The organism is Kosakonia sp. SMBL-WEM22 (genome assembly GCF_014490785.1).
In the GTDB taxonomy this organism is placed as follows: domain Bacteria; phylum Pseudomonadota; class Gammaproteobacteria; order Enterobacterales; family Enterobacteriaceae; genus Kosakonia.
Genome location: NZ_CP051488.1, coordinates 4,164,595 through 4,182,147, shown reverse-complemented (window position 1 = coordinate 4,182,147; position 17,553 = coordinate 4,164,595). Strand labels below are relative to the sequence as shown.

Sequence of the window (17,553 nt, the reverse complement as noted above, 5' to 3'; positions counted from 1 at the left end):
TAAAATAATTAAGGGGAAATAATATTTCCCCTTAATTTTATCTCTCAATCGGTGTTATTCGTTGAGAAACAACTCAAGCAATGAATTAAGAAATAGCTTACCGTGCCCGGTAATCTGCCAGTGCGTTGCATTTTCGCTCAGATAATTGAGTTCCAGCGCTTGCTCAATTTGCGGGCGAATTATCGCTTCATCCAGCCCGGTATAAGCGGGAAACTCTACCCGCGGTGCCGGTTCCAGCAGGCGAAAACGGTTCATAAAGAACTCAAACGGTTTATCCTGCTCTTCAACATCATGCTGCTTATCAAGGTAATTACCCTGCATATAGCCGCGTGGATGACGCGTTTTCGCCGTACGCAAAATGCGCCCATCCGCGAAGGTCACTTTGCCGTGCGCACCGCAGCCGATACCGAGATAGTCGCCGAAACGCCAGTAGTTCAGGTTGTGCTGACACTGATAACCCGGTTTGGCATAGGCCGAGGTTTCATACTGCTGGTAACCCGCCGCCGTCAGGATCTGGTGGCCCTGCTCGAAGATATCCCACAGTGCGTCATCATCCGGTAGCACCGGAGGGCGCGAGCTGAAGAGCGTATTGGGTTCGATAGTGAGCTGATACCACGACAGATGCGGCGGATTTAACGCGATGGCCTGGCGCAGATCGTCGAGCGCTTCCTCAACGGATTGATCCGGCAAGCCGTGCATTAAATCGAGGTTAAAGCTGCGCAGCCCCAGCCCGCTTGCCAGATTTGCCGCGCGTTTGGCTTCTTCGGGGCCGTGAATACGCCCGAGGCGCTGCAACTTGGTTTCGCTGAAACTCTGCACGCCTATTGAGATGCGGTTAACGCCAGCGCGCTGATAGTCGGCGAAGCGGTCAGCCTCAACGGTGCCGGGGTTCGCCTCCATGGTAATTTCCGCATCACTGGCCAGCGGCAGACGCGCGCGAACGCCATCGAGCAGAGTCTGCATCGCCGGGCCGGAGAGCAGGCTTGGCGTACCGCCGCCGATAAAGATGGTCTTTATTTCCCGTCCCTGGGCGTAAGCGGCATCACCATCCAGATCCGCAAGCAGATGCTGGACATAATCGTCGTGCGGCACTTCGCCCTTCAGCGCATGGGAGTTGAAGTCGCAGTAGGGGCACTTCTGCACGCACCAGGGAATGTGGATATAGAGACTCAGAGGCGGCAAATCAGCCATTACGCATTGCTTCCAGTAACAGGGTTAACGCCTGACCACGATGGGAGAGGGCGCGCTTCTCGTCGCGAGTCAGCTCCGCGGCGGTTTTGCCTTCGGAGGGGACGAAAAAGATGGGATCGTAACCAAAGCCGCCGCTGCCGGCAGGCGCACGGGCAATCGTGCCAGGCCAGCTCCCGTGGCACACCAGCGGGGTCGGATCGTCGGCGTGGCGCATGTAAACCAGCACACAGTGGAACTGCGCCTGGCGCTCACCGTCCGGCACGTTTTGTAGCGCATCGAGCAGTTTTTCGAGGTTCTGCTGGTCGCTGGCTTCAAGGCCCGCATAGCGCGCAGAGTAGATCCCCGGCGCGCCGCCCAGCGCATCCACCGCCAGCCCCGAATCATCGGCAATGGCGGGTAAACCGGTCACTTTTGCCGCATGGCGGGCTTTCAGAATGGCGTTTTCAATGAAGGTCAGCCCGGTCTCTTCAACGGATTCAACGTCCAGCTCGGTTTGGGCGACCACATCAAGGCCGAAATCATTGAGCAGCGAGGCAAGCTCGCGCACTTTACCGGCGTTACCGGTGGCGAGGACAACTTTTTGCATAGGGGATCCTAATTTATCAGCGCCGCGACTTCCGTCGGGATCTGTTGCGGATGAACGATTTTAATCTGTTTATGGCGGCCCAGTTCGCCCTTTTCGATCAGCACCTGGCTTTTCGCGACGCGGAACTGTTTAGCGAGAAATTTCACCAGGTGTGCATTGGCCTGGCCATCCACTGGCGGGGCGGTGATGGCGACTTTTACTTTGTCGCCATGCAAACCGATAATCGCATCGCGGCTGGCTTTCGGCTGAATATAAAGCCGTAAAACCAGCCCGTCCTGAGAAGATTCAACAGCACTCATCTTCCAAGCCACACCCCCGCCAGTCCTACATAACCGAGGGATTGCAGCAGTTCGGCAACCCCCATATTAAGCGCATAGAGCAGCAGCACGAGGATCATCGGCGAGAAGTCGATGCCGCCCATTGCCGGTAGCAGGTTGCGGATCGGGCGCAGCAGCGGCTCGGTCAGCTGAACCAGCGCGTACTCAGCCGGGCTGCGGCCCTGGCTGACCCAACTCATGACTGCCATGGCTATCAGAACATACAAAATCATCATGCCAGTGGTTTTGACCAGAATAAGCAGGGCAGATATCCAGATAACCGGCTGAAAGGTAACCACCATATACAGCACGATAAATTTGATAAAGCACAGCACAAAAGCGACCAGCAGCGAGGCGCTGTCGAGCGGTCCTATCGCCGGGATAATGCGGCGCAGCGGCCCGACAATTGGCTGGGTGGCTTTAACGACAAATTGCGAAAAAGGGTTATAAAAATCACAGCGTGCCCACTGCATCCAGACGCGCAACAGCAGAACCATGGTGTAGAGTTCAATCACTGTTGAGAGCAGGCGAGTCAACGTATACATGGCGTTCCTCAGTTTCTCTTACTTTTTTGTGTAATCGCGCGCACCAAAAATGGCGGTACCAATGCGCACCATCGTACTGCCCGCCGCGATGGCTGCGGACATATCATCCGTCATGCCCAACGACAGGGTATCCACCGTTGAATAACGTGTTTTAAGCGCCTCAAATGCTACAGCCATTTGCCGTGCCACGGCAAACTGCCGTTCGTACTCTGCTTCCGGTGCCGGGATCGCCATCAACCCGCGCAGGCAGATGCCCGGCAGTTCAACGAGTTGCGCGGCAAGTTCATTCAGCTCGCTCAGGGCGATGCCGGACTTGCTCTGCTCATCGCTGATGTTGATTTGGATAAGAACATTCAGCGGCGCGCGCGTGGCCGGGCGCTGCTCGCTAAGGCGGCTGGCGATGCGCAGACGGTCGACAGTGTGGCACCAGTCGAAGTGCTCCGCTACCAGACGGCTTTTGTTGGACTGCAACGGGCCGATAAAGTGCCACTCCAGCCCGCTGACACCCGCCTGCTGGAAGTGCTGGATCTTCTCCACCCCCTCCTGCACATAGTTTTCACCAAACGCACGCTGTCCGGCGTCGATCGCTTCTGCGACGGCGCTCGCAGGCTTGGTTTTACTCACTGCAAGTAACGTAACTTCTTCTGAAGCCCGGCCGCAGCGTGCCGCCGCGGCGGAGATTTTGTCCCGGACCTGTGCCAGGTTATGCGCGATATCGTTCATGATTCCAGGATGGCGTAATGGATATAGAAGAAATAGTGGCGCTTAGTGTAAAGCATAATGTCTCGGATCTACACCTGTGCAGTGGTTGTCCACCGCGCTGGCGACAGCACGGACAGCTTATCGCTGCGCCTTTTGAGCCGCCCGATATCAGCGCACTGCTCAGCGGGCAGCTTACCCCTCTTCAGCAGCAGCAGTGGCGCGAGTCGAGGCAGGTGGATTTTGCTCTGACCACCGCAAGCGGCAGGCGGCTGCGCGCAGGCGCATTTGCCCGCCACGGCGGCATCTCGTTAGCGCTGCGCCTGTTGCCACAGCGCTGCCCGCAGCTTAACGATATCTCTGCTCCGGCAGCGCTGGCCGAACTACTGGCGCGGGAGAACGGCCTGATCCTCGTCACCGGCGCGACGGGCAGCGGTAAATCGACAACCCTTGCAGCGATGGTGCAGCACCTCAATCACCAGGCCGGGGCACATATTGTGACGCTGGAAGATCCTATTGAGTTCCTGCACCAGAGCGGCAACAGCCTGATTCAGCAGCGCGAAATAGGACAACACTGCGCCTCGTTTGCCGACGGGCTGCGCGCGGCGCTGCGCCAGGATCCGGATGTGATCCTGCTTGGCGAGCTGCGCGATAGCGAGACGATTCGCCTGGCGCTGACCGCCGCTGAAACCGGGCATCTGGTGCTGGCAACCTTGCATACACGCGGTGCAGCGCAGGCCGTCGAGAGGCTGGTGGACAGCTTTCCTGCGCAGGAGAAGGAGCCAGTGCGCAGACAGCTGGCGGGCAGCTTACAGGCGGTGCTGGCGCAGAGGCTGGAGGCGGATAAGCAGGGCGGGCGCGTGGCGCTGTTTGAACTGCTGATAAATACTCCGGCGGTGGCGAACCTTATCCGCGAAGGCAAAACGCACCAGCTGCCCGGCGTGATGCAAACCGGGCAGCAGCAAGGAATGCAGACCTTTGCGCAGAGCCACCAGCAGCGGATGCGCGAAGGGCGTCTTTAGTGGAGATGCAGCGCGTACACCGCTGGCAGCGCGCCCGCAGTGGCGAGGATCTCCAGCCTGACGCTGCTTGCCGTGATGGGGCGGGTGAACCGATGTTGGCAGACGGAGTGGTGGTTGTCATGAACCTCTGCCAGCAGCCACTCATCGGCCCACAGGCGGTAGTGCGTAATGCAGTGCGGCGTGACGGCGAGCGGGTGTCCCATCTGTACGGACTCCATGGCGTTATCGAAATCGTTATCCTGCACCAGCGTCAGCTGTCTAATCTCCAGCGGGTTCTCCCAGCGCCAGACGATCTCCGGCGCGGTGTCATCCATGGCCGGGGACCAGGCATTGATCTGCTGCTCGGGGCGCAGGCGGCCATTAAGCACATTCTGCATGCTCCAGGCTGAGATGGGCGGATCGCAGCGCAGGGCGGGCATGATTTGTGAAGGGTGGCGGCGGGGCAGCCAGAAATCAAACTCATCGACGCCGTAATCGCCATCGGCGACCTGGCGGGTATGTTTGGCGACGCGCGCATTAAGGCTGTTAAACACCGTCATGATGCCCGGCAGGTGCGTATCGGTTAGCGCGATCTCAACCTCTTCATGCGCGGCGAAGGCGAGAAAAACATACTGGTTGCGTTCGCTCTGCCACTGGAAGGTGACGGTCTGCTCGCCTTCGCCCGCCACGCTCAGCACCTGCTCTTCGAAGTGGCAATCCGGGGTGAAGTTGCCGGCCCGCACACTGCCGAGCAGGGAGACCGTCAGCTCCGTAGGCCGCTTTGCCCGCAGCCGCAGGGTAATAGACGGCACGGTATGGCCTGCCGGGACAGGCAGCAGCAGCGCCATCCTCTCCGCCAGCGGATGCCAGTTGCCGTTAGGCGCGAGCGCCGTCAGATGGTACTCACTGCTGGCGCTGACGCTTGCACCGGCCGCCGGGTCATTAAGCCACTGGCGCGGGATATAGCAGCCGTTAAGCTGCAACTGCTGTTGCAACGCGCCGATATGCTCGCGCTGCGCCAGAGCCTGCGGCGTGAGACCGCGCGCATGGCACAGCGCGGCGGCGCGTCCAACAACCTCGCCCAGCAGGCCGCAGGTGCACATCACGCGGGCACTGCCGAAGGCGACGTGCGAAGCGGAGATGAGCCGCCCGGTCAACAGCAGGTTATCCAGCGAGCGGCTGTAGAGGCTGCGAAACGGGATGGTGTAGGTGCCTTTGCTGTGAAACTGACGGCAGCCGTCATGGGTGCTGTAGACGCCGTCCGCCGGGTGCAGATCGATCGACCAGCCGCCATAGCCCACGGCATCGTAGTGGTCGCGCTGCTCGATGATATCCTGCTGGCACAGCAGATGGTCGCCCACGAAGCGGCGGCTTTCGCGCTTGCCGGGGATGGCGCCGACCCACTCGATGGTCATATTTTCCGCTTCCGGGAAGTTGCCGGAGTTTTTGATGTGATCCCACACGCCCCAGACGATCTTCCACAGCTCCCACTTGATCTCTTCGCTCTCATGCACGGTATCAAGCCGCCCGCCCCACTCAAGCCACCAGAGATCGCAGCCGTTAAGGGTGGAAGTAAGGCGCTTATAGCGGGGGATGGCGGTAATATCTTTCAGCGCGAAGGAGGGGGGAACAAAGTTAACCGGCCCGGCAGTCTGTTTGGTATAGAAGTAGATTGAGTGCCCGAGCTTGTGGCCGAAGTTGTCGCCGGGTGCCATTTTCTCTCCCAGCTCCTCCGCTTCCTCTGCGCCTTCACGGTATTCAGCGCCCGCCAGATAGCCGAGCACACCATCGCCGGTGGCATCACAAAAGTGTGCGCCGCTGACGGTATAAAAGGTCTCATTGATGGGGTTAAAGGCTTTCACCTGAGTGATGGCCTGCGCCTCTTTTTCCACCTCAAACACGGCAGTATTAAGCAGCAGTGTCAGCCCCGGCTGGCTTCGGGCGAGATCGAGCAGCACCAGGTCAAACATCACCGGATTGCCCTCTTTGTTGCGCCAGAGATTCTCCTCCATAATCTCGCCCATAATGCCGCCTTCGCGCGCCCAGCGGTTATTGTTGCCCATATGCGATGTCGCGCCGTTCGCCCACAGGCGCACTTCGCTGGAGGCATTGCCGCCGAGCACCGGCCTGTCCTGGATCAGTACGACCTCTAAACCGTCGCGCGCTGCCGCCAGCGCGGCGCAAAGGCCAGCCAGCCCGCCGCCCGCGACGACCAGATCGGCGTGCAGCTGCCGGGTCGGAAAAGCTCTGGCATCGGTGTGAGGAAAGATTTTCATTATCTTGTTTCCTTTTTGACTGACGGTAGAATCGTTTTTTCCAGCTAACTGAAAAGCGAACCCTGCAATGTCTTCTCAACCGAACCAAAGTCTGATTGATGGCATTCGCTGCCTGCAGTACCTCGTCTCCAGCGATCGCGCCATTGGCTGTCGTGAGCTGTCGCGTCTGATGGGCATTAACACCACCCGTGTAAACCGCTTGTTGATGACCATGGCTTCCATCGGCTTGACCATGCAGGACGCGCAGCGTCGCTACCTTCCCGGGCCCGGCATCCATGCGCTGGCGGCACAGGCAATTCGCGGTTCGGCGCTCTTCTCCCATGCCCTGCCGCTGCTGGAACGCTACGCCCCGAAAGATATCGTCGTGGCGATGGGCGTGCTGTGGGAGGATCAGGTGATCTACATCTACCACTCTGAGCCCGGTAGCCAGGTGAGCCAGGCGCTGGCCGGTTTCCACATGCTGCCTGCCTGGCAGTCGGTTATCGGCATGTCGCTGCTGGCGGCGGAGAGCGACGAGGCGCTGCAACAGCGCTTTACGCCGGAGCAGTGGCAGCAGCTTGGCCCGCATGTCGCCCAGCAGCGTGCTCAGGGCTATGTGGTGTGGCATCACGACGACGGTGAAGTGTCGATGGCAAAACCGCTTGGTGCCCACTCCGCCGCGCTCGCGTTTGCCGGCCTGTGGCAGGTTGACGACGCGGTGGTGGCGACGCGCTTAGAGGCTCTGCATGAACTGGTTCAGCGTGTAACCGATAAATCCTGAAGGCCTTTATGTTTCTTTTATAGAAACATTGTTGGGAATGCAAAAAGCGGGGCTGGAAAGTGTGAGAAGGATCGGCAGAAAGCCGCGATGCGATCGCGGCTAAGAGGAAGAGAAGGGGATACGGGCAGGGTTAAGGATGCAGTTCGAAGTAGCTTTCGAGAATAATCACCGCCGAGGCTGAATCGACGCTGCCTTTATCAAGGGCGCGGAATCCTCCGCGTTCAAACAGCCCCGAGCGCGCTTCAACGGTGCTTAACCGTTCATCATGCAGGATCACTTTCGCGCCAAAACGGCCGTGAATTTTATTCGCAAAGTTACGGGCGCGGGCAGTCAGCAACTGCTCGGTGCCATCCATATTGAGCGGCAAACCAACCACTACCGCCTCCGGCTGCCACTCTTTGAGCAAATTTTCGATCCGCTTCCACTCCGGCGTGCCATCCTGCGCTTTCAGCGCCGTCAGCGCGCGCGCCGTCCCGGTAATGCGCTGCCCGATGGCAACGCCAATGCTTTTGGTGCCGAAATCAAACGCCAGCAGTGTGCCGCTCATCAGGCATGCCCCGCGACGCCAGGCATGGTCGAAATATCGATGCCGATAAGTTTTGCCGCTTCGCGCCAGCGATCGGCAATAGGCGTTTTGAACAGGATATTGAGATCCGCCGGCGCGGTAAGCCACGCGTTATCAAGGATCTCCTCCTCCAGTTGCCCCTTATCCCACGACGAGTAGCCCAGCGCGACCATCACCTCAGTGGGCTGTTCGCCGGTGCCGAGCGTCTCCAGCACGTCACGCGAGGTGGTAACCACGGTGTTGTCCGAGACGCGAATGCTGGAGGCAAAACCAGCAGGCGGCGTGTGCAGGATAAAGCCGCGATCTTCCGCCAGCGGGCCGCCGAGCAGCACCGGTTTATCAAGACGGATCGCCGGGTCGCGTTCAACGGCCTCGATTTTCAGTTTTTCGAGCACGCCTTCTACCGTCAGGTTTTCCAGCGGCTTATTGATGATAAGCCCCATCGCCCCTTCCTCGCTGTGCTCGCAGATATAGACAACGGAGCGCCGGAAGAGGGGATCCTGGAGAGCAGGCATGGCAATAAGAAAGTGATGCTGTAAATTCATTGTCAGAGGTTCTGTTCCTGGTTCAAAAAAGCGACAACGTAGTATGGGGGGAAAGCAGGATGCTGTCACGAGATAAAGCGGGAAGGGCGCGGGCTCTCGCTCGCACCCTCTTGGCACTTATTTAGCCAGACGTTTTTCGATAGCGTCCATCAGCATACCGGTGATGGAGACCGGGAATTCGGCTTCGATTTCACGGATGCAGGTCGGGCTGGTGACGTTAATTTCCGTCAGGCGATCGCCAATGATATCGAGACCGACGAAGATCAGCCCTTTGGCTTTCAGCACTGGGGCGACTTTACGCGCGATTTCCCAGTCGCTCTCGGTCAACGGACGCGGTTCACCGCGACCACCGGCCGCCAGGTTGCCACGGGTTTCTCCCCCCTGCGGCACACGTGCCAGGCAGTAAGGCACCGGTTCGCCATCGACAACCAGCACACGTTTGTCGCCCTCTTTAATGGCGGGCAGGTAGTTCTGCGCCATGCAGTAGCGCGTGCCCAGTTCGGTCAGGGTTTCTGCGATAACCGAAAGGTTCGGATCGCCCTCTTTGACGCGGAAAATAGAGGTGCCGCCCATGCCGTCCAGCGGCTTAAGAATAATGTCGGTGTGCTTCTGCCAGAAGGCTTTCAGCCGCGCTTTATCGCGAGTAACCAGCGTTTCCGGTGTCAGCTCCGGGAACCAGGCGGTGAAGAGCTTCTCGTTACAGTCGCGCAGGCTCTGCGGTTTATTAACAATCAGCGTGCCTTTCTCTTCCGCGCGCTCAAGGATATAGGTCGCGTAGATATACTCGGTGTCGAACGGCGGATCTTTACGCATCAGCACGGTGTCGAGATCGGCCAGCGCGATATCCTGCTCGCTGCCAAATTCATACCATTTGTCGTAGTTCTGCTCGACGGAGAGGGTACGTGTACGGGCGCGGGCTTCACCGTTAATCAGGTAGAGATCGTCCATCTCCATATAGTGCAGCTCGTAGCCGCGGCGCTGTGCTTCCAGCAGCATGGCGAAGCTGGAGTCTTTCTTGATGTTAATGTCCGCGATGGGATCCATCACGATGCCGAGCTTAATCATTCTGCTTCTCCTTTCAACCCAGGTCGCCGAAGCGAACCTGAAGCGCGGTGATGGCGGTAAGCGCCGTTGTCTCGGTGCGTAGCACGCGGGGACCTAACAAAATATCCGTAAACTGGTAGCGCGCGGTCATGGCGATCTCATCGGCGGATAATCCGCCTTCCGGGCCAATCAGCAGACGCACGCGCTCGACGGGCAGAGGCAAGGTATTAATGCTCTGGCTGGCACGCGGATGGAGGTTGAGCTTCAGACCGCTCTCCTCTTCAGCACACCAGGCTTCGAGATCCATGGCCGGGCGAATCTCCGGAACACGGTTGCGCCCGCACTGTTCACAGGCGGCAATGGCGATCTTTTGCCACTGCTGCAGCTTCTTGTTCAGGCGTTCGGCATCCAGTTTAACGCCGCAGCGCTCAGAAAAAAGTGGCGTAATGAGGCTTACGCCCAGTTCGATCGATTTCTGGATGGTGAACTCCATCTTTTCACCGCGCGACATCACCTGGCCGAGATGAATATGCAGCGGTGATTCACGATCGTCTACCTCGCCGCGCAGCACGTTGACGCGCACACTCTTTTTATCGGTGTGGGTGATTTCTGCGTCGAAAACCTGGTTAGAGCCATCGAAAAGCTGCACCGCCTGGCCCGGGCCCATACGCAGCACGCGGCCGACGTGGTTGGCGGCATCCTCGCTGAGGGCAATTTCACTGCCCGGCTGAATACATTCTGGGTGATGGATGCGGGGAATGCGCATGTTTTAGATCCGTTCTGATTACCGCCCCGTAGGCAGGGCGGATGTTAACAATGGCGCTAGTGTAGGTTAGCTCTTTCGCGCCATGCAAGCGCGCTGCACATACGGGTTATGGTTGCCCTGCACCGCCGCGATACGCTCGTCGCGCGTGCACTCCCACGCAGTAACCGGATAGAGTTTATCCCAGGCGGTGAAAAGCTGGGTTTGCTGGCGTGAGAGTGGTAGCTGGTACTGATCGCGCATATAGAAGTAGGTACGGGCAATCGAACCGCGTGCGCGCGCCGGCGGTTCAGCCAGTTTCGCTTTGAAATCGACCTTCATCTCGCACTGCCCATACTGCCCTTCACCGCCGTTCCACTGGCTGTACATAAAGTTGCCGCGATCGCCATTTACCTCGCCAACCGCGGGTTGCAGGTTATGCATATCGCTCTCAATTTTGCGATAGAGCGGATCTTTGGCGCACTGTTTGCGCCCGCCATCTTGCCAGCACTGACGCAGGTGGCCGAACTGCCAGGCGGGCATCACATGTTCCCACTCGATGCGGCTGGCACGGTTCTCATTTTTACGCACTTTGTAGCCGCAGGAGGCGAGGTCGACGACCCCTTTTTTGCCCTGCCAGATGATTTTACAGCCGCAGTAAAAATCACCCGGCGCATCAGCATTGATTTTCACACCGGCCGCTTTGGCCTGGGAAAAGTTGTTGATACCGTTGGCGGCCAGGGCAGGCACTGCCAGCAACGTGAAGAGAAAAGGTATAAAACGGAACATAGCGAACTCCCTGTCAAAACGAGTTCGCAACGTAGCGGAAGGGGCTTCCTGATGCAATCAGTTAGCGCATAAAACTTCTTAATGGATTCTGTTAGCCGCTTCAGCCATTAACGGCTCGCCGCAGCGCACGCAGCGGTAGATCGCCTCGCCGCGCACTACCCGATTATGGCGCCGCAGAGTCAGCTGATGCTGCTGGCATTTACAGCGGTAGGGGAAGGTGTTACGCCGTACCGATTCCAGCTCAAACTGATGGGTTCGCCGCGCGGGAACGCCGAGCACACTCTCCATCATCCACTTCCACTCTTTGCCGTGCGGCGCAACGCGCCCGAACTCTTTCCACACCAGCAGGTGCGCCAGCTCATGGGGAACCACTTCATCAATAAAGGCTTGCTGGTTCTCCAGTAGCAGCACCGGGTTGAGGCGAATCTCATAGTCGGCAAGCCAGGCCGTACCGGCGGCTGTACCGCGCTGCTGATAGACCAGCTTCGGCTCGGGGTAGTCACGCTCAAGCTTCTGGTTAGCGAGGGCGAGTTTATCCCGCAGGCTACGCATAACAGCTTGCTGGAGGGCGATGGGGAGGCGGGGTGTTTTCATAACTGCAGAGAATAGGATGGGCGGGACGCGAGTGCAATAAGCAAAAAAGGCTTCCTCCGCAGAGGAAGCCTGGAGGAGGTTAATCAGTCACGGGAACCAATTTCACGCAGCGGACGGCCGCGCATCAGGTTGCGCTCGATATGCTCCAGCGAAACGTGTTTGGTTTCCGGCACCAGCCAGAGGGTGAGGATAATGAACAGCACGTTCAGACCGCCGTAGACCCAGAAGGTATTGGCGTTGCCCAGCGTGTTCAGCATCGTCAGGAAGGTCGCGCCGACAATCATGTTGGCGATCCAGTTGGTGGCGGTGGAGAGGGTGATACCAAAATCGCGGCCTTTCAGCGGCTGGATTTCGGAGCAGAGTACCCAGATCAGCGGACCTGCGCTCATTGCGAAGCCGACGATAAACATCAGCAGCATGGCGACAGCGAAGTACTGCGCTGACGGCGAGTGGATGCCCATATGCAGCATCGTGCCGAGAATACCCATACCGGCGGCCATCACCATAAAGCCCAGCACCAGCGTCGGTTTACGGCCCCAACGATCCACCAGACCGATTGCAATGAAGGTCGCCAGCACGTTGGTCAGACCGACAATTACCGTTCCCCACATCTGTTCGGTGGTGTTGGTATACCCTGCCAGTTCAAAGATTTTTGGCGCGTAGTACATGATGACGTTCATCCCGGTGAACTGTTGCATAATCTGCAGCAGTACGCCAAGGAAGACCGCGCGGCGGAAGTTGCTGTTCTCTTTAAACAGCGCCCAGCCGGTCTGCTTCACTTTCAGGCTTTCGCGGATCTCATCCAGCTCGTTTTTCGCTTCAGCACTGGTGTCACGCAGGCGCAGCAGCACCCGTTCTGCATCGTGGAAGCGGCGTTTTGCGGCGAACCAGCGCGGGCTGTCTGGCAGGAAGAAGACGCCAATCAGCAGCAGCACTGCCGGAATGATAATCACGCCCAGCATCCAGCGCCATGCGCCGCTATAGCTGAACGCGGTGTCAGAAAGGTACGCGCCGAGGATACCGATGGTGATCATCAGCTGATACATCGAAATCATACTGCCGCGGATTTTTTCCGGTGCGATCTCAGAGAGGTAGAGCGGGGCGGTATAAGAGGCGATACCAACCGCTAGGCCGAGCAGCACGCGAGAGACGATCAGGAACTCGACGTTCGGCGCGGCGGCAGAGCAGAGAGAGCCGATAACAAACAGCACGGCACCGATCATCAGGCTCTTTTTACGCCCAAGACGCCAGGAGAGCCAGCCGCTGCCGACTGCGCCGACGGCGGCACCAAACATCATTGAGCTCACCACCCACTCCTGAGTATGTGAGCTGATTTGAAAATCTTCCGTGATGAAGGGCAGTGCGCCCGCAATCACGCCAATATCCAGGCCAAAAAGTAGTCCTGCCAGTGCAGCGAGGAAGCAGACAAAAAAGGTCATGGCCTTGTTGGAATGCTTCTGTTTCTTATTGTCAGGCATTATGCCCTCCATTCATGTCATTAATTTTATCGTGATAAACGTTAGGTCACTCATAAGCGAAAAGTCGTGATATGCATCACATGAGTGTAATCGGTTACATTTCGGGCAGGCCACGAATGTAAATAAAAGTGTTGAGGATTATAGGATTCTTGACAATGAATGGTTAATTGCAGGGCGTTATTTCAGACTAAACCGAAGCGTAATGTAACAGTTATGACGCGCGACCGTTTCAGCCTGTGAGGTGAGGGGAGAGTTTCGTTGATTACCTGGTGTAATCGCTTTCAAATGAAATAGTTACGGGCTGAGTGAGTATAGCTGCACAAATGCGATGTGGTGGTCATTCAGCATGTAACAATGAAAAAGGCCAGCGCGAGCTGGCCTTTATAGCGGTGCGAACCGTGGATTATTTCAGACCGGCAGCATCGCGCAGCAGCGCGGCTTTGTCGGTTTTTTCCCACGGGAAGGATTCGCGACCGAAGTGACCGTATGCAGCGGTCTCTTTATAGATCGGGTGCAGCAGATCCAGCATCTGGATCAGGCCGTACGGACGCAGGTCGAAGAACTCACGCACCAGCAGCGTTAACTGCTCGGTAGAGACTTTTTCGGTGCCGAAGGTTTCAACCATGATCGAGGTCGGCTCTGCCACGCCAATGGCGTAGGAGACCTGGATTTCACAGCGATCGGCAAGGCCAGCAGCAACGATGTTTTTCGCCACATAACGCGCTGCGTACGCTGCGGAACGGTCCACTTTCGACGGATCTTTACCGGAGAATGCGCCGCCGCCGTGACGGGCCATGCCGCCATAGGTGTCAACGATGATTTTACGGCCGGTCAGGCCACAGTCGCCCATCGGACCGCCGATAACAAAGCGGCCGGTCGGGTTGATAAAGAATTTGGTCGAAGCGTTCAGCCACTCGGTCGGCAGGATCGGCTTGATGATCTCTTCCATCACCGCTTCCTGCAGCGATGTCTGATCGATATCTTCGGAGTGCTGGGTAGAGAGCACCACGGCATCAATGCCAACGATTTTGCCATCGTCGTACTGGAAGGTAACCTGGCTTTTCGCATCCGGACGCAGCCACGGCAGGGTGCCGTTTTTGCGCACTTCAGCCTGGCGTTCAACCAGACGGTGAGCGTAGGTGATCGGCGCTGGCATCAGCACGTCGGTTTCGTTGGTCGCGTAGCCAAACATCAGACCCTGATCGCCCGCGCCCTGCTCCAGAGGATCGGCACGGTCAACGCCCTGGTTGATATCCGGAGACTGCTTACCGATTGCGCTCAGTACGGCGCAAGAGTTAGCGTCAAAGCCCATGTCAGAGTGAACATAGCCGATCTCACGCACGGTGTTACGGGTGATCTCTTCGATATCCACCCATGCGCTGGTAGTGATTTCGCCACCGACCAGCACCATGCCGGTTTTCACGTACGTTTCACAAGCGACGCGCGCTTTAGGGTCCTGCTCGAGGATTGCATCCAGCACAGCGTCAGAAATTTGGTCAGCGATTTTGTCAGGATGCCCTTCAGAGACGGACTCGGACGTAAAAAGGTGTTTTGCCATAGTAAATTTTCACCTGGTGTAATTCGGTTAAATCGAATTCTGTGTTCGGCTCTCTTCGCGGTGGCTACGCAAAGAGGACACAAGAAGTCTGTGTGTTAATCGGTCTGGACGGATTAACATCTGGACGGCTATTTTAGGTTACTTATTCATCTCATTGCCAGCGTTTTTTGATCTGCGTCGTCTCCTGACACACTCTGTCACGGAAAATTTTCCTGGCAATGGGGCAAGAAGGCCTTTTTTATTTTGCTTTTTCACCCGGTTATCGGTATAAAACGCCGCGCGCGGCTCATCAAAAAAGCGCACGGCATCGCTGCTGTGTCGCCACTTCCAGCCGGGTTAAGCAGTGTATTTAATGGCTTTGGCTTGTCGCGGGTCGTCATGGCTTGCGTGGAGGTGATACGAAATAATGAACCGTCGTTTTCTGAATATTCTGCCGCGTCGTTCTGGCGTGCATGCACTCCCCATCATTCGCATCTCTGATCTGCAAACCTGCCGATGTTATCCCCATTTCGGCGCTTCTCAGGACTCCAGGGCCGGTAAGGCATTGTGATAACTGAACAAGGGCTCTCCTGAGTACCAGGAGTTTTCTCGTGGTTTCGCCGGCCTGTCATACTCGGGTCCGGACAGATGTTTTACTATCATATGAACCAGAAACCGGTCGCGCAGTCGGTGCTTTGGCATGTTATGCCGAAAATCCTGGCTGTTTATGGGTTGTTATCGCTATGTGTCACTGCGATAGTAGTCAACTATTTCATCTCCGTGTCGCTTCGCCTCGCCAAAGAGCAGCGTGACGTTCACAGGGTATACACTTTAATTAAGTGAGGTTCGCAATGTCTGACGACATCTCTTCAGTTTCGCCTTCGTCAGCAGGCGAACAAGGTGCACTACGTTCCATGCAGGAGGTAGCGATGAGCTCCCAGGAAGCCAGCAAGATGCTACGGACTTACAATATTGCCTGGTGGGGCAATAACTACTATGACGTCAATGAGCTGGGCCACATCAGCGTGTGCCCCGATCCGGATGTCCCCGAGGCGCGTGTCGATCTGGCACAGCTGGTGAAAGTGCGTGAAGCGCAGGGGCAGCGTTTACCGGCGCTCTTCTGCTTCCCGCAGATCCTGCAACACCGTCTGCGTTCGATTAACGCCGCCTTTAAACGCGCGCGTGAATCTTATGGCTATAACGGCGACTACTTCCTGGTTTACCCGATCAAGGTTAACCAGCACCGTCGCGTCATTGAATCCCTGATCCACTCTGGCGAACCGCTGGGGCTGGAAGCGGGTTCAAAAGCGGAACTGATGGCGGTGCTCGCCCATGCAGGCATGACCCGTTCGGTGATCGTCTGTAACGGCTATAAAGACCGTGAATACATCCGCCTGGCGCTGATTGGCGAGAAGATGGGCCATAAGGTCTATCTGGTGATTGAGAAGATGAGCGAAATTGCCATCGTGCTGGAAGAAGCTGAACGCCTGAATGTCATCCCGCGCCTTGGTGTGCGGGCGCGTCTGGCATCGCAAGGCTCCGGCAAATGGCAATCCTCCGGCGGTGAGAAGTCGAAGTTTGGTCTGGCGGCGACGCAGGTGCTGCAACTTGTTGAGATCCTGCGTGAGCGCGGCCGTCTGGATAGCATTCAGCTGCTGCACTTCCACCTCGGTTCGCAGATGGCCAATATTCGCGATATCGCCACCGGCGTGCGTGAATCAGCCCGCTTCTACGTTGAGCTGCACAAGCTGGGCGTAAATATTCAGTGCTTTGACGTCGGCGGCGGACTGGGTGTGGATTACGAGGGCACCCGTTCGCAATCCGACTGCTCCGTTAACTACGGCCTGAATGAGTACGCTAACAACATTATCTGGGCGATTGGCGATGCCTGCGAAGAGCACGGTTTGCCGCACCCGACGGTGATCACCGAATCGGGACGCGCGGTCACTGCGCACCATACGGTGCTGGTCTCCAATATCATCGGCGTAGAGCGCAACGAATACACCCCGGCCACTCCGCCGGCGGAAGATGCGCCGCGCGCGCTGCAAAGCATGTGGGAAACCTGGCAGGAGATGCACGAGCCGGGCACGCGCCGTTCGCTGCGCGAGTGGCTGCATGACAGCCAGATGGATCTGCACGATATTCACGTCGGTTACTCTTCCGGTGCCTTTAGCCTGCAAGAGCGCGCGTGGGCTGAGCAGCTCTACCTCAATATGTGCCATGAAGTGCAGAAGCAGCTCGATCCGAGCAACCGTGCGCACCGTCCGATTATCGACGAACTGCAGGAGCGTATGGCGGACAAGATGTACGTCAACTTCTCGCTGTTCCAGTCGATGCCGGATGCGTGGGGTATCGATCAGCTCTTCCCGGTGCTGCCGCTGGAGGGATTGAACCATGCGCCGGAGCGCCGCGCGGTACTGCTGGATATTACCTGTGACTCTGACGGTGCTATCGATCACTATGTCGATGGTGACGGTATTGCCACAACGATGCCGATGCCGGAGTACGATCCGGATAACCCGCCGATGCTGGGCTTCTTTATGGTCGGTGCCTATCAGGAGATCCTCGGCAACATGCACAACCTGTTCGGTGATACCGAAGCGGTTGACGTGTTCGTCTTTCCTGATGGCAGCGTGGAAGTGGAGCTCTCTGACGAAGGCGATACCGTGGCCGATATGCTGGAGTACGTGCAGCTCGATCCGGGCAAGCTGTTAACCCAGTTCCGCGATCAGGTTAAAGAGACCGGGCTGGACGATGCGCTGCAGCAGCAGTTCCTCGAAGAGTTCGAAGCGGGTCTCTACGGCTACACATATCTGGAAGATGAGTAACCTCATCTCACGGCGTGAGCCGCAATGAAATCAATCCCCTCCCGGTCAGTCCCGGA

At 57.5% G+C, this 17,553-nt stretch carries 17 protein-coding genes; 3 read left to right on the top strand and 14 right to left on the bottom strand.

Annotated elements, in window-relative coordinates:
• Window positions 1-54 precede the first annotated feature (54 nt).
• From hemW to HF650_RS20075, 5 genes are read right to left on the bottom strand one after another with little or no spacing between them, the layout of a single operon-like run.
• A complete protein-coding gene (gene hemW / locus HF650_RS20095) occupies window positions 55-1,191 on the bottom strand; it encodes a radical SAM family heme chaperone HemW (protein ID WP_187800091.1) in 1,137 nt (378 codons plus the stop codon).
• The gene (locus HF650_RS20090) at window positions 1,184-1,777 is read right to left on the bottom strand and encodes an XTP/dITP diphosphatase (protein ID WP_187800090.1); all 594 of its coding nucleotides are present in this window, start codon (window positions 1,775-1,777) and stop codon (window positions 1,184-1,186) included. The genes hemW and HF650_RS20090 overlap by 8 nt, the downstream gene beginning before the upstream one ends.
• Window positions 1,778-1,785: 8 nt before the next feature.
• Window positions 1,786-2,076, bottom strand: coding sequence for a DUF167 family protein YggU (gene yggU / locus HF650_RS20085; RefSeq protein WP_187800089.1), 291 nt, complete (start codon window positions 2,074-2,076; stop codon window positions 1,786-1,788).
• Window positions 2,073-2,639, bottom strand: a complete 567-nt coding sequence (locus HF650_RS20080; RefSeq protein WP_187800088.1) for a YggT family protein — start codon at window positions 2,637-2,639, stop codon at window positions 2,073-2,075. Before HF650_RS20080 ends, yggU begins: the two co-directional genes overlap by 4 nt.
• Window positions 2,640-2,657: 18 nt before the next feature.
• Entirely contained in the window at window positions 2,658-3,362 is a 705-nt protein-coding gene (locus HF650_RS20075) for a YggS family pyridoxal phosphate-dependent enzyme (protein ID WP_187800087.1), read from the bottom strand.
• 17 nt (window positions 3,363-3,379) lie between these two features.
• On the opposite strand from HF650_RS20075, the gene HF650_RS20070 reads away from it, so the two are divergent.
• Window positions 3,380-4,360 (top strand): PilT/PilU family type 4a pilus ATPase, encoded by a 981-nt coding sequence (locus HF650_RS20070; RefSeq protein ID WP_187800086.1) that lies wholly within the window; start codon window positions 3,380-3,382, stop codon window positions 4,358-4,360.
• On the opposite strand, the gene HF650_RS20065 is transcribed toward HF650_RS20070, so the two are convergent.
• Window positions 4,357-6,615, bottom strand: coding sequence for an FAD-dependent oxidoreductase (locus HF650_RS20065; RefSeq protein ID WP_187800085.1), 2,259 nt, complete (start codon window positions 6,613-6,615; stop codon window positions 4,357-4,359). The genes HF650_RS20070 and HF650_RS20065 overlap by 4 nt on opposite strands.
• Window positions 6,616-6,682: 67 nt before the next feature.
• On the opposite strand from HF650_RS20065, the gene HF650_RS20060 reads away from it, so the two are divergent.
• Window positions 6,683-7,375, top strand: coding sequence for an IclR family transcriptional regulator (locus tag HF650_RS20060; RefSeq protein ID WP_187800084.1), 693 nt, complete (start codon window positions 6,683-6,685; stop codon window positions 7,373-7,375).
• Window positions 7,376-7,505: 130 nt separating this feature from the next.
• Here the strand turns inward: HF650_RS20060 and ruvX are convergent, their stop codons facing one another.
• The 8 genes from ruvX to metK form a co-directional block, all read right to left on the bottom strand.
• A complete protein-coding gene (ruvX, locus tag HF650_RS20055; RefSeq protein ID WP_023480823.1) occupies window positions 7,506-7,922 on the bottom strand; it encodes a Holliday junction resolvase RuvX in 417 nt (138 codons plus the stop codon).
• Entirely contained in the window at window positions 7,922-8,485 is a 564-nt protein-coding gene (locus HF650_RS20050; RefSeq protein WP_187800083.1) for a YqgE/AlgH family protein, read from the bottom strand. The genes ruvX and HF650_RS20050 overlap by 1 nt, the downstream gene beginning before the upstream one ends.
• 117 nt (window positions 8,486-8,602) lie before the next feature.
• Window positions 8,603-9,550 (bottom strand): glutathione synthase, encoded by a 948-nt coding sequence (gene gshB, locus HF650_RS20045; RefSeq protein ID WP_187800082.1) that lies wholly within the window; start codon window positions 9,548-9,550, stop codon window positions 8,603-8,605.
• 13 nt (window positions 9,551-9,563) lie between these two features.
• Window positions 9,564-10,295, bottom strand: coding sequence for a 16S rRNA (uracil(1498)-N(3))-methyltransferase (rsmE, locus tag HF650_RS20040; RefSeq protein ID WP_187800081.1), 732 nt, complete (start codon window positions 10,293-10,295; stop codon window positions 9,564-9,566).
• Window positions 10,296-10,361: 66 nt separating this feature from the next.
• Window positions 10,362-11,060 (bottom strand): deoxyribonuclease I, encoded by a 699-nt coding sequence (endA, locus tag HF650_RS20035; protein WP_187800080.1) that lies wholly within the window; start codon window positions 11,058-11,060, stop codon window positions 10,362-10,364.
• A gap of 78 nt (window positions 11,061-11,138) precedes the next feature.
• Window positions 11,139-11,654 carry a SprT family zinc-dependent metalloprotease gene (locus HF650_RS20030; protein ID WP_187800079.1) on the bottom strand — a complete coding sequence of 172 codons (516 nt, stop codon included), beginning with the start codon at window positions 11,652-11,654 and terminating at the stop codon, window positions 11,139-11,141.
• Window positions 11,655-11,737: 83 nt separating this feature from the next.
• A complete protein-coding gene (locus HF650_RS20025; protein ID WP_187800078.1) occupies window positions 11,738-13,132 on the bottom strand; it encodes a sugar porter family MFS transporter in 1,395 nt (464 codons plus the stop codon).
• A gap of 403 nt (window positions 13,133-13,535) precedes the next feature.
• A complete protein-coding gene (gene metK / locus HF650_RS20020) occupies window positions 13,536-14,690 on the bottom strand; it encodes a methionine adenosyltransferase (protein ID WP_187800077.1) in 1,155 nt (384 codons plus the stop codon).
• An 830-nt stretch (window positions 14,691-15,520) separates the two neighbouring features.
• Here metK and speA point away from each other — a divergent pair.
• The gene (gene speA / locus HF650_RS20005) at window positions 15,521-17,497 is read left to right on the top strand and encodes a biosynthetic arginine decarboxylase (RefSeq protein WP_187800074.1); all 1,977 of its coding nucleotides are present in this window, start codon (window positions 15,521-15,523) and stop codon (window positions 17,495-17,497) included.
• Window positions 17,498-17,553 lie beyond the last annotated feature (56 nt).